This is a genomic window from Bradyrhizobium sp. LMG 9283 (genome assembly GCF_045571415.1).
GTDB lineage: Bacteria > Pseudomonadota > Alphaproteobacteria > Rhizobiales > Xanthobacteraceae > Bradyrhizobium.
On the sequence record NZ_CP120691.1, the window covers coordinates 3,643,068 to 3,655,411 of the forward strand.

Genomic DNA, 12,344 nt, shown 5'->3' on the forward strand with positions numbered 1-12,344 from the left:
TCTACTCGTCCAGAATCCAGGTGTCTTTGGTGCCGCCGCCCTGGCTCGAATTCACCACCAGGGAGCCCTCCTTCAGCGCGACGCGGGTGAGGCCGCCCGGCACGATCGTGGTGCTCTTGCTGCCCGTGAGCACGAAGGGGCGAAGATCGACATGGCGCGGGGCGAGACCGGATGCGGTGCAGGTCGGGCACGTCGAGAGCGCCAGCGTCGGCTGGGCGATGAAACCTTCCGGCTCGCGCTTGAGCTTGTCGCGGAACGCTTCGATCGTCGCTTTGGTCGCAGCGGGTCCGATCAGCATGCCGTAGCCGCCGGAGCCGTGCACTTCCTTGACGACGAGCTCGCCCAAATTGTCCAGCACATAGGCGAGGTCCTTCGGCTCGCGGCAGCGCCAGGTCGGCACGTTCTTCAGGATCGGCTCCTCGCCGAGATAGAATTTCACGATATCAGGCATGTAGGAGTAGATCGCCTTGTCGTCGGCGATGCCGGTGCCGACGGCGTTGGCGAGCGTGATGTTGCCGGCCGCATAGGCCGACATCAGGCCCGGCACGCCAAGCACGGAGTCGGGACGGAAGCTGAGGGGATCGAGGAAATCGTCGTCGACGCGGCGATAGATCACGTCGACCCGCTTCAGCCCTTCCGTCGTCCGCATGAACACTTCGTTGTTCTTGACGATGAGGTCACGGCCTTCGACCAGCTCGATACCGAGCTTGTCGGCCAGGAACGAGTGCTCGTAATAGGCCGAGTTGTAGACGCCGGGCGTGAGCAGCGCGACGGTCGGCTCGCCGGATGCGCTTTGCGGCGCGACCGAGCGAAGCGCCGCGAGCAGCTCGTCCGGATAGCGTTCGACCGGCGCCACCTTGTGGCGGGCGAACAGATCCGGAAACAGCCGCATCATGATCTCGCGGTTTTCCAGCATGTAGGACACGCCGGATGGCGTGCGGGCGTTGTCCTCCAGCACGATGAAGTCCTCGGCGTCGACCCGGACGATGTCGATGCCGGCGATGTGCACGTAAACGTCGTGCGGCACATGCTGGCCGTTCATCTCGGGGCGGAAGACCGGGTTCTGGAAGATCAAATCGTCGGGCACGACCTCGGCGCGGAGGATGTCGCGGCCGTGATAGATGTCGCGCAGGAACATGTTGAGCGCGCGCACGCGCTGCTTCAAGCCCTTCTCCAGCAGCGCCCATTCCTTGCCGGACATGATCCTGGGGATCACGTCGAAGGGGATGAGGCGCTCGGTGGACTCGGAATCGCCGTAGACCGCGAAGGTAATGCCGATCCGACGGAACAGGAGCTCGGCCTCCTGGCGCCGATATTCGAGGGCCTCGGGAGGCGTCTCCTTGAGCCAGCGCGCCAGCTCCTGATAGGCGGGGCGAAGCTCCCCACCGGGAATATTCATTTCGTCAAACGCGACTGCCATGGATTCCGACTGTTCTCCCCCAGGCATTGCAACATCGGTCAGGTCGCTTAGGCCTTGCTGAAGACCGCAACGTCCTGTGGCCATGCCGTGAGAGTGCATGACTTCCGTAGGAGGTAGCAAGGGCCGGGCCAGCACGATAAGCATGGAGAAGGGGCATTTGCCGGGGATGGCCGGCGGCTTGCCTGAAAAAATGGCTGAGGACTGCTTATTTCAGAAGCAAAACCGCGTGACTTCAACGCGTTACCTCGGCAAAGTCGGCGTCACAGGTGAGGGACTTAAGGCATGAGCGACATCGTCACGGCGGGCATTCTGGTCATTGGGGACGAAATCCTGTCCGGCCGGACCAAGGACAAGAACATCGGCTTCATCGCCGAATACCTGACCAATATCGGCATCGACCTGAAGGAGGTCCGGATTGTCTCCGACGACGAGGCCGACATCATCGCCGCCCTGGACGCACTCCGGCATCGCTACACCTACGTCTTCACAACGGGCGGCATCGGGCCGACCCATGACGACATCACAGCCGACAGTGTTGCCAAGGCATTTGGCGTCGGTATCGATCATCATCCGGAGGTGGTTACGCGTTTCCGCGAGCGCTGGAGCGAACAGGACCTCAATGAGGCCCGCCTGCGTATGGCCCGCATCCCCGACGGCGCCGAGCTGATCCAGAGCGCAACCATCCTCGCTCCCGGCTTCAAGATCGGCAATGTCATCGTGATGGCCGGCGTGCCTTCGATCATGCAGGCGATGATGGACATCGTCTCGCCCAAGCTGAAGTCCGGCGTGCGCATGCTCTCCGAATCGGTTCGCGCCAACGCGCGCGAGGGCGACATCGGCAGTCCGTTGCGGGCGATCGCGGCCGCCCATCCGGACACCATCATCGGCAGCTATCCGTTCATGGATGAGGAGCAGAAGCCCAACACCAATCTGGTGGTGCGCTCGCGCGATCCGGCGAAGCTGGCCGCGGCGATGGCGGCCGTGAAGGAAATGCTGGCGGGATTGAACGTCACCCGCTAGCAGGGACTTTGCCGGCAGACGAAGCAGGAGACGACAATGGCTGGTGAAGCACCGGAACTGAGCGCGCAGGAGCGGGCGGGCAAGGCCTTCCCGGTTTCGTGGGACCAGTTCCACCGGGATTGCCGGGCGCTGACCTGGCGGCTCAACGAAGTTGGTCCGTTCCATGCGGTGATCGCAATCACGCGCGGCGGCTTGGTGCCTGCTGCGATCGTGGCGCGCGAGCTCGGGGTGCGCGTCATCGATACGGTTTGCATTGCGAGCTACGACCACACCAAGCAGGGCGAGCTCCAGGTCCTCAAGGGCATTTCCGAAGCGGCGGTGAAGCTCGGCGGCGGCACCGGCAAGGGGCTCCTGATCGTCGATGACCTCGTCGATACCGGCAAGACCGGCAAGCTGGTGCGTGAGATGCTGCCGGACGCGCATTTCGCCACCGTCTATGCCAAGCCGAAGGGCCGCCCGCTGGTCGACACCTTCATCACGGAAGTCTCGCAGGACACCTGGATCTTCTTTCCCTGGGACACCGCGCTGTCCTACCACCCGCCGCTCCGCGACGGCGCGGCGTGACGGACCGTCATTCCGGAGCGATGCGAAGCATCGAACCCGGAATCTCGAGATTCCGGGTCTGGTCCTTCGGACCATCCCGGAATGACGGCAGTTGAAAGGCGCGGCATGCCCCTGCAAAACCGCGTCACGCCCACCGGCGACATCATCGCCACCCCACACCGCGGCACATTCACCGGCAACCGCGGGATCATCCACGATCCCGCGACGAAAACGTTATTGAACAAGCGCTGGTCGTCGCCGGCCTGGATCACGTGCCTCTGCGAATTCCGCGGCTGGCGGCGGCCGGTGATGGCGGGGCGGAGCTGGACCGAGCTGTTCTTCCTCGACGAGGCGACGGCCTTCGCCGCAGGCCATCGGCCCTGCTTCTTCTGCCGGCGTGACGATGCCAAACGATTTCGCGCTGCGTGGGAAGCGGGGAATGGTGCAAGCGACGTCAGCGCCAAGACGATGGATGCCGTTCTGCATCGGGAGCGTCTCGATCTCGGCCGCAAGCGGTTGCATCCGCTCCCGATGCCGCTGGCAGACTTGCCCAACGGCGCGATGGTGCAGCAGGGCGAAGAGAGCTTTCTGGTGATGCAGGGAAAGGCGCTGCTGTGGTCGCCAGCGGGCTACGCGCCGCATGCATGCATGCCCGATCAACCGATGTTGCTGACGCCGCCTTCCACGCTGCGCGCGATCATCGCCGGCTATCAGCCCGTGCTGCATCCGACGGCGTTGGCTAGAGCGGGATGGCTTTAGCTTGAATCGATTGCCGCGGCACGTTCACCTCTCCCGCTTGCGGGAGAGGTGTAGGCCGCCTCTGGCGGCCGTCATCTCAAGAGACGCCGAGGCAAAGCCTCGGCTATGGCGAAGCGCCGGGTGAAGGCTTTTTCCTCTCGGGGATTGTCCCATTGCGGAAGCACCCTCTCCCCAACCCTCTCCCGCAAGCGGGAGAGGGAGCGCACCTCCGTTGTTGCAGCGATCAAGACTCATTGCATCGCGCTTTAAGGCCAAGCCGAGCCGACATCGTGATCAGCCCAGCTTCTCGCGCGCCAGCGCAGCGCCGGCGCCTAGCGCCGCCAGCTTCGCTTCCGCGATCTCCCGCCGCATCGGCGCCATGCCGCAATTGGTGGTGGCGATGATGTTGCTCTTGGGCACGAATTTCGACACCGCCTCGATTACCTGCGCGACGTCCTCGGCAGTCTCAACCGTGTCGCTGGCGACGTCGATCACGCCGGCTTGCACGACCTTCGTCTTGAGCAGCGCCAGCAGCTCGAGCGGTACCTTGGAATTGCGGCACTCGATCGCGACCTGCTGGATCGGGCTCGCGTCGATCGCCGGGAAGATCTGCTCATACTGCCGCCATTGCGTGCCGAGCGTTTCCTTCCAGTCGGTGTTGGCCTTGATGCCGTAGCCGTAGCAGATGTGCACGGCAGTGGCGCAGGTCAGCCCCTGCGCAGCGCGCTCCAGCGCCTTGATGCCCCAATCGTTGACCTCGTCCATGTAGACGTTGAAAGCCGGCTCGTCGAACTGCACGAGATCGACGCCGTCGGCCTGCAACGCCTTGGCCTCCTCGTTGAGCAGCTCGGCGAAGGCAAAGGCCATCTTCACGCGGTCGCCATAATAGCGATCGGCGATGGTGTCGATGATGGTCATTGGCCCGGGCAGGGTGAATTTCAGCTGCTTCTTCGTGTGCGTGCGCGCAACTTGCGCCTCAAAGGCGTGGACGCGGCCCCTGAGGCGGAGCGGGGCGACCACCTGCGGCACCATTGCCTTGTAGCGGTCCTTGCGGATGCCCATCTCGACCTTGTGGGCGAAATCGATGCCCTCGATCTTCTCCAGGAAGCCGTGGACGAAATGCTGACGCGCCTGCTCGCCCTCGGTGACGATGTCGATGCCGGCGTCCTCCTGGATCTTCAGCCAGATCAGCGTCGCATCGCGCTTGGCGCGCAGGAGCTCCTCGCCCTGTGACTTCCAGGGCGCCCAGAGCATGTTCGGCTCGGCGAGCCATTCCGGCTTCGGCAAGGAGCCGGCGATCGTGGTTGGAAACAGCATGGCGGCCCTCCCGGCAGGTTGTGTTGCGCCCCTTCCTGCCATGTCTTAACGTCGAGGTACAGAACAACAAAAGTCGTCCTGAACCCCAGCGCGCCGGACCGGAAACGCCATGATCGAATTCTTTTTCGACTGCTCCAGCCCCTGGACCTATCTCGCGTTCCACAACATCCAGCCGCTCGCGAAGGAGCTCGGCGCGGAGATCGTCTGGCGGCCGATCCTGGTCGGCGGCATCTTCAACACGGTCAATCCGAGCGTCTATGCGCAGCGGGAGAAGCCGGTGCCGCTGAAGGCGCGCTACATGCTGAAGGATCTCAACGACTGGGCGCGTTCGGCCGGCCTGTCGATCAAGATGCCGCCGACGGTGTTTCCGGTGAACAGCGTCAAGGCGATGCGCGGCTGCATCTGGCTGGGCAAGGACATGCTGCCGTTTGCGACGGCGGTGTTCGAGACCTATTGGGGCGCGGACAAGGACATCTCGCAGGATGCGGTGCTCGCCGAGATCTGCAGGAAGGTAGGTCTCGATGAGCAGAAATTCTTCGCCGGCATTTCGGAACAGAGCATCAAGGATCAGCTCAAGGCCAATACCGAGGAAGTCGTGGCGCGCGGCGGCTTCGGCTCGCCGACTATTTTCGTCGGCAAGACCGACATGTATTTCGGCAACGACCGCCTGCCGCTGATCCGCGAGGCGCTGCTGCGCCGCAAGGCGAGCGCAGCCTGATGGTACGCGCCGTCGTCTGCCGCGAACTCGGTGCGCCCGAGCGCTTGCTGCTGGAAGAGTTTCCGTCGCGCGCGCTGAAGCCGGGCGAGGTGCGCGTCGCCATCCGCGCGGCCGGGCTGAATTTTCCTGACGTGCTGATGGCCGCGGGTGAATATCAGCTCAAGCCGGATCTGCCGTTCACGCCCGGCATGGAAGCTGCCGGCGACGTGACGGAGGTCGGCACGAAGGCGAGGGCCGTTGCCATCGGCGACAAGGTCATCGTGAAGATGCGCCATGGTGCCTTCACAGAAGAAGCTGTGGTCACGCCAGCCCAACTCACGCCGATGCCTTCCACGTTCGACTACGCCGAGGCCGCCACCTATCTCGCGGGCCACGGCACCGCCTATCACGCGCTGATCGACCGTGGCCGGGTCGCGCCGGGTGAGGTGCTGCTGGTGCACGGCGCCGGCGGCGGCGTCGGACTTGCTGCCGTCGAGATCGGCAAGATGTTGGGTGCGACCGTGATCGCCACCGCCTCCAGTGACGAGAAGCTGGCCATCGCGAAATCGCGCGGCGCCGATCACCTGATCCGCTACGACCGCGAGCCGTTTCGCGATGCGGTCAAGCGCATCACCGATGGCCGCGGCGCGGACGTCGTGTTCGACCCTGTCGGTGGCCAGGTCTTCGAGGACTCGATGCGCTGCATCGCCTGGGGCGCGCGGCTGCTGGTGATCGGCTTCACCGGCGGCATCGGCTCGGCCAAGACCAATCTGCTGCTGATCAAGGGCGCAAGCGTGCTCGGCGTGCGCGCCGGGGAGGCCGTGCGAAGAAATCCGGCGCTCGGTGAGGTCCGATTGAAGGCGCTGCTGCAATGGGCGGAGGAGGGCAAGCTGCGCCCCAACGTCTCGCACCGCCTGCCGCTGCAGGATTACGCGAAGGCGATGCGGTTGTTGATCGACCGCAAGGCGATCGGGCGGGTCGCGCTGGTGATGGAGTGACGTGTCGTAGGGTGGGCAAAGCGAAGCGTGCCCACCATTCTGGTTTCGGTTGCCGATAGATGGTGGGCACGGCGCAAGAGCGCCTTTGCCCACCCTACGAGAGCCTCACCTATACTCCCGCTCCGTCCACCACGGGAAATAGTCCGGCATGTCGGTGGACACCTTGTTCTTGAACTGCGCCGGCCGCTTCTCCAGGAACGACACCACGCCTTCCTTCACATCGTCCGAGCGGCCGCGGGCGTAGATGCCGCGACTGTCGACCTTGTGGGCTTCCATGGGATCATCGGCTCCCATCATGCGCCACATCATCTGGCGGATCAGCGCGACCGATACCGGCGCTGTCTTGGCGGCGAACTCTTTTGCCAGCGCACGTGCGGTCGGCAGCAGATCGTCCGGCGGGACCACCTTGCTGACGAGGCGCCCCGCTAGTGCCTCCTGCGCCGGGAAGACGCGGCCCGAATAGCACCATTCCAGCGCCTGCGAGATGCCGACGATGCGCGGCAGGAACCAGCTCGAGGCCGCCTCGGGCACGATGCCGCGCTGGGAGAACACGAAGCCGAACCGCGCAGCCTCGGAAGCAATGCGGATATCCATCGCAAGCTGCATGGTCACGCCGATGCCGACGGCCGGCCCGTTCACCGCGGCGATCACCGGCTTGAGGCACTTGAAGATGCGCAAGGTCACCTGGCCGCCGCCGTCGCGCACCTGCGGGTCGCTGTAGTCGACCTTGCCGTTGGCCAAGCGCTTCACCGGCCCGCGCCGCGCGTCGCGGTCGAACGTGTCGGCTCCGGAGGAGAGGTCGGCGCCGGCGCAAAAGCCGCGGCCGGCGCCGGTGACGATGATGGCGCGGACGTTGTCGTCCCTGTCGGCGGCGTCGAACGCATCGATCAGCTCTGCCTGCATCTGCGCGTTGAAGGCGTTGAGCTTGTCGGGCCGGTTCAGCGTGATGGTGAGGATCTGCTCGGCGACCTCATACTTGATCGTCTCATACGCCATGGTGGCTTCCTTCCCTTGGTTTTTGGCTGCGCAGATGGCAGAGGCTTGAGTCTTCTTTACCCTCCCCTGGAGGGTGAGGGTCGGTCGCGCGAGGCGCGAGCGGGGGGTGATCTCTCCACACGGGCACCGTCGGGCGCCGAGAGACCGTCACCCCACCCCGTCTCACATGTCGCTGCGCTCCATGTGAACCGACCCTCCCCCTTCAGGGGAGGGTGAAGCAACAGCTCAGCATACTTCAAGCAAGTCGTTCGGGCTTGCGGTTAGTGGGCGCGTTGAATGACTGCGCGTCGCTACTGCGCCGGCGGCTTCGGCCAGGGGCGCTGCGCGCCGCGCAAGCCCTCAAAAGCTTTGGCCATGCCAAGCACGCCGATATCGTCGAAGCGGCGGCCGACGATCTGCACGCCGATGGGAAAGCCCTTGGCGTCGAAACCGCCGTTGATTGAGACTGCCGGGTTCTCCGACATATTCCACGGCACGGTATAGGCGATGTGCTCGAACGGCTTCATGGGATCGTTGATCGGCGAGGCCCACTCCGCCGGAAAGTTTACGTTCGGCGCGGTCGGCGAGATCACATAGTCGAGTTCGCAGAACAGCTTTGACGCCGCCGTGCGGATCGCCATGGTCTGGTTGAAGCCGCGGATGACTTCGACGCCCGAGAGCTTCGCTCCGGACTCGCCCCATTTGGAGATATAAGGCAGCACCTTGGCCTGCTCGGCCGGCGTCAGCTTGGACAGATCGTCCCACATCCGCGCGCGCCAGAAATTGTCTAGGCCGTCGAGCATCTCTCGCGTCAGGATGCCGTCGACTTCCGTCACGACGGCGCCCGCGGATTCGAACGCCTTCGCGGCCTTCACCGCGACCTCGCGCACCGGCTTTTCCAGTGGCAGGCCGCAGCCGGGATCGAGCATCAGGCCGATGCGCAGCTTTCGCGGGGACTTCTCCAATCCCTTCCAGTTGAGCGGCTCGGCCGGCAGGCTCATGCCGTCGCGCCGGTCGGGTTTTGCGATCACGCTCATCATCAGCGCGCAGTCGTCGACGGTGCGGGTCATGGGACCTGCGACGCGGCCGACATAGGTGGGGTCGATCGGTACGCGGCCAAAGCTCGGCTTGAGACCGACGAGGCCGCACCAGCCGGCGGGCAGGCGAACCGAGCCGCCGATATCGGTGCCGAGATGCAAGGGACCATAGCCGGCCGCCGCCGCAGCGCCTGCGCCCGCGCTGGAGCCGCCGGGATTCTTGGAGAGGTCCCAAGGGTTGCGCGCGAGCGCATGGAAGCTGGAGAGTCCCGACGACAGCATGCCGTAATCGGGCATGGTGGTCTTGGCGAAGATGATCGCGCCGGCCTCGCGCAGCCGCGCGGCGGGTGGCGCATCCTTCTCGGCCGGCACGAGCTTGACGCTGGCCGCGCCCAGCGGCACCGGCACGCCCTTGGTCGCGATGTTGTCCTTCACCGTGACAGGCACGCCGTCGAGCGCGCCGGACGGCTCGCCGCCGCTCCAGCGCGCGGTCGAGGCCTTGGCGGCCTCGCGCGCGCCGTCGGGGTCGAATGCATAGAGCGCCTTGAGGTGCGGTTCCCACGCCGCGACATGCGCGAGCACGTCCTCCAGCACCTCGCTCGGCGAGAACTGTTTTGCGCGATAGCCCGCGATCAGATCGACCGCGGACAGATCGTGCAGCGAGGTGACCGCGTCCTCGGCGCTTTTTTTATGCATTGCCACCCACCGGCATGCGCGTCTCGATGATGCGGGCGAACATGCTGGCGCCGATCGGCAGGATCTTGTCGTCGAGCACGAAGCCGGGATTGTGCACGGGCACCGAGCCGTCATGGCCGACCCAGAAATAGGCGCCGGGAACGGTCTGCAGCATGTCGGCAAAATCCTCGCTCCCCATCTTCGGCTGGGCGCGCGTGATCACGTTGGCGGGATCGACGATCGTGCGGGCGACCTCCTCGACCACCTTGGACTGCTCGACCTGGTTGACCAGAACACCGAACGTATCGCGGATGTCGGCTTCGATCGTGCACTGGAACGCAGCCGCGATGCCGGCACAGATCGTGCGGATGCGTTCAGCGACCAGGGCGCGGACTTCATCCGAGAAGGTGCGGATGGTGCCGCACAGGTGCGCGTCGCCGGGGATGACGTTGTAGGCGGAGCCGGCATGGATCTGCGTGATCGAGATGACGGCGGCCTGCAGCGGCTCGACGTTACGGCTGACGATGGTCTGAATCGCCTGCGCCAGCGTGGTCGCGATGATCACCGCGTCCTTGGAGCGCTCGGGCATCGCGCCATGCGCGCCATAGCCGGTGATGCGGAGGTCGAAGAAGTCGGCGCTGGCCATCGCCGGTCCGGGCAGGATCGCGATCTCGCCATGGTTGAGGTCGGGCGCGTTGTGCAGGCCGTAAAGCTCGTCGCAGGGAAATTTCTCGAACAGGCCGTCCTTGATCATGGCGCGGGCGCCGCCGAGGCCTTCCTCGGCCGGCTGGAAGATCAGGTGCACGGTGCCGTCGAAGTTCCGGGTCTCGGCGAGATAGCGCGCGGTGCCGAGCAGCATGGTGGTGTGGCCGTCATGGCCGCAGCCGTGGAAGCGGCCGGGGATTTTCGAGCTCCATTTCAGATTGGTGTTCTCTTCCATCGGCAGCGCGTCCATATCGGCGCGGAGGCCGATGCGCTTGCTGCCCGTGCCCTTGCCCTTGATGACGCCGACCACGCCGGTGCCGCCGAGGCCACGATGCACCTCGATGCCCCAGCTCTTCAGCTTGTCGGCGACGATGCCGGAGGTGCGCACCTCCTCGAAGCCGATCTCGGGATGGGCGTGGAGGTCGCGCCTGATGGCGGTGAGTTCGTCGGCATAGCCGTCGATGCGGTCGATCGTGGGCATGTGTCCTGTCCGGTTAGCGTGAAGGAGGGTTGAAAGCGGGGCCGTTCGGCTTGATGCGGATGCCCGGCCGCAGGCGCGTCCAAGGCAGGGTAGCCGTGTCGGCCGGCATCGCGCCGGGCGCGGCGCAGATCATCAGCTTTTCCGCGATCGGTTCGAAATCGGCACGGAAATGTACCGAGCTCTTGTTGACGAGGATCTTCTCTCGCGTCGGCTCGATGCCGACATAGCGGTACATCGCCTGGTCGGCGAGCTGGGCCTTGTGCGAAGAAACGACCACGCGAACGTCGCCGATGCGCAAGGCTGCGGAGGGACCCATCTCCATCTCGCGGCCGCCATAGTAGGGGCCGGGCGCGATGAAGCGGCCGTCGGAGAGCTGTTCGACCACAAAGGTCTCGCGATAGGGCTCGTCACCGGGAATGCCCGACTTGCCGCCGAGCGACAGCGTCACGGTCGCGCCGACGCCGGCCGCATGCGCGGCCTTCGCCGAGACCGGATCGTAAATTGCGCCGGTCGCGGCGCTCGCCTTGTTGCGCACCAGCGCGCGCAGCATGCCCGTGGTGTCGGAATCGCCGCCGGCGCCGGGATTGTCCTGGGTATCGGCAATGATGATCGGCTTGCTTGCGTTCTTGGAAAGCTCCATCGCATGGCGCACGCCATCGTCGGGCGTCCAGATCTTGCCGTCGAAATCGTCCTCATGGCTTTCGATGAGCTTCACCATCGCATCCGCTGCACGGTCGGCATCGGCTTGCGTCTTGCCATAGGCGAACACGCTCGGGCCGCAATGGCGGAAATCTGCAGCGGGGAAGCCGGGCGCGAAGGACAGGGTCGGAACGGCATCGCCCTCCAGCGTGGCGAGCTTCTCGTAGATGCCCTTGGTCGGCTGGTCGTTGGTGCATTGCCAGCTGATAGGGATCAGGAACGGCAATTGCCGGAAAGCCTTTGCGAAGCGCTGCTTCGTCTTTAGCAGCAGCGCCAGATGCCGTGCGGAGGCGCGGCCGGTCTCGGCCATGTCGACGTGGGGATAAGTGCGGTAGGCGATCAGCGCGTCGGCCTGCGCGATCATCTCGGGCGTGACGTTGGCGTGGAGATCGAGGCTCGTGACCAGCGGAACATCCTTGCCGATGATGCGGCGCACGCGCGCCAGGATCTCGCCTTCGCCGTCGTCGAGATGCTCCGTCACCATGGCGCCGTGCAGGTCAAGATAGACCGCATCGATCGGCCCGGCGGCTGCGATGCCGTCGACCATCACCTTCACGATGCGCTCGAAGGCGTCCTTGGTGACATGCGCCGACGGGCTCGCCCCGCAGGCGATGGTCGGGATGAGTTCCCAGCCGTTCGCCACGGCGCTGTCGACGAAGCCGGCAAGGCCGACATTGATGCGGCGCATCACCTTCAAGACGTCGGCACCTTCAGTCATCGCCGGCCAGCCGCCGCCATGCTGGAAGTCCGCGAACGTCGCCTTGGTCGGAGCGAAGGTGTTGGTCTCGTGCAGGAAGCCGCCGACGGCGATGCGTGTCATCAATTCAAGTCCCAGGCAATCAGAGTGCGTGACGTTAGCCTTGGCCTTGCGAGGAGGGCAAGGCGGGAAGCAATCGCGCTGCGCATAGGGTCAAGACGTTTTGGGAATGCTGCGGATGCGATCCCCTTGTGAGCGGCGACCCTTCCACATTCTCAGTGTCGTCCGCGCGAACGCGGGGACCCATCACCCCAGGGAGAAGTTTGGCGAAGACTCTTCGTT

General features: G+C 65.0%; 11 protein-coding genes. 5 read left to right on the plus strand and 6 right to left on the minus strand.

Annotation, left to right across the window (positions count from 1 at the left end):
- Position 1: 1 nt before the first annotated feature.
- The gene (locus tag P6U29_RS16995) at positions 2 to 1,420 is read right to left on the minus strand and encodes a circularly permuted type 2 ATP-grasp protein (RefSeq protein WP_407118632.1); all 1,419 of its coding nucleotides are present in this window, start codon (positions 1,418 to 1,420) and stop codon (positions 2 to 4) included.
- A gap of 282 nt (positions 1,421 to 1,702) precedes the next feature.
- On the opposite strand from P6U29_RS16995, the gene P6U29_RS17000 reads away from it, so the two are divergent.
- The 3 genes from P6U29_RS17000 (at position 1,703) to P6U29_RS17010 (ending at position 3,742) form a co-directional block, all read left to right on the plus strand.
- The gene (locus tag P6U29_RS17000; RefSeq protein WP_407118633.1) at positions 1,703 to 2,440 is read left to right on the plus strand and encodes a competence/damage-inducible protein A; all 738 of its coding nucleotides are present in this window, start codon (positions 1,703 to 1,705) and stop codon (positions 2,438 to 2,440) included.
- 36 nt (positions 2,441 to 2,476) lie between these two features.
- Complete coding sequence (gpt, locus tag P6U29_RS17005; protein ID WP_407118634.1) at positions 2,477 to 3,004, plus strand: xanthine phosphoribosyltransferase; 528 nt, start codon at positions 2,477 to 2,479, stop codon at positions 3,002 to 3,004.
- A 105-nt stretch (positions 3,005 to 3,109) separates the two neighbouring features.
- Positions 3,110 to 3,742 (plus strand): hypothetical protein, encoded by a 633-nt coding sequence (locus P6U29_RS17010; RefSeq protein WP_407118635.1) that lies wholly within the window; start codon positions 3,110 to 3,112, stop codon positions 3,740 to 3,742.
- A gap of 273 nt (positions 3,743 to 4,015) precedes the next feature.
- Here the strand turns inward: P6U29_RS17010 and P6U29_RS17015 are convergent, their stop codons facing one another.
- A complete protein-coding gene (locus P6U29_RS17015; protein WP_407118636.1) occupies positions 4,016 to 5,038 on the minus strand; it encodes a methionine synthase in 1,023 nt (340 codons plus the stop codon).
- 109 nt (positions 5,039 to 5,147) lie between these two features.
- Here P6U29_RS17015 and P6U29_RS17020 point away from each other — a divergent pair, with 109 nt between their 5' ends.
- Both P6U29_RS17020 and P6U29_RS17025 read left to right on the plus strand, forming a co-directional pair.
- On the plus strand, positions 5,148 to 5,756 hold the full coding sequence (locus P6U29_RS17020) for a 2-hydroxychromene-2-carboxylate isomerase (RefSeq protein ID WP_407118637.1): 609 nt from the start codon (positions 5,148 to 5,150) through the stop codon (positions 5,754 to 5,756).
- Entirely contained in the window at positions 5,756 to 6,733 is a 978-nt protein-coding gene (locus P6U29_RS17025) for an NADPH:quinone oxidoreductase family protein (RefSeq protein WP_407118638.1), read from the plus strand. Before P6U29_RS17020 ends, P6U29_RS17025 begins: the two co-directional genes overlap by 1 nt.
- Positions 6,734 to 6,838: 105 nt before the next feature.
- On the opposite strand, the gene P6U29_RS17030 is transcribed toward P6U29_RS17025, so the two are convergent.
- The 4 genes from P6U29_RS17030 to P6U29_RS17045 all read right to left on the minus strand — a co-directional run bounded on the left by P6U29_RS17030 (position 6,839) and on the right by P6U29_RS17045 (position 12,125).
- Positions 6,839 to 7,729, minus strand: coding sequence for a crotonase/enoyl-CoA hydratase family protein (locus tag P6U29_RS17030; RefSeq protein WP_407118639.1), 891 nt, complete (start codon positions 7,727 to 7,729; stop codon positions 6,839 to 6,841).
- 290 nt (positions 7,730 to 8,019) lie between these two features.
- Positions 8,020 to 9,441, minus strand: a complete 1,422-nt coding sequence (locus tag P6U29_RS17035; RefSeq protein WP_407118640.1) for an amidase — start codon at positions 9,439 to 9,441, stop codon at positions 8,020 to 8,022.
- Positions 9,434 to 10,606, minus strand: a complete 1,173-nt coding sequence (locus tag P6U29_RS17040) for a M20 aminoacylase family protein (protein WP_407118641.1) — start codon at positions 10,604 to 10,606, stop codon at positions 9,434 to 9,436. The genes P6U29_RS17035 and P6U29_RS17040 overlap by 8 nt, the downstream gene beginning before the upstream one ends.
- 13 nt (positions 10,607 to 10,619) lie before the next feature.
- Positions 10,620 to 12,125: a M81 family metallopeptidase gene (locus P6U29_RS17045; RefSeq protein WP_407118642.1), complete on the minus strand. Its 1,506-nt coding sequence runs from the start codon at positions 12,123 to 12,125 to the stop codon at positions 10,620 to 10,622.
- Between the last annotated feature and the right edge of the window lie 219 nt (positions 12,126 to 12,344).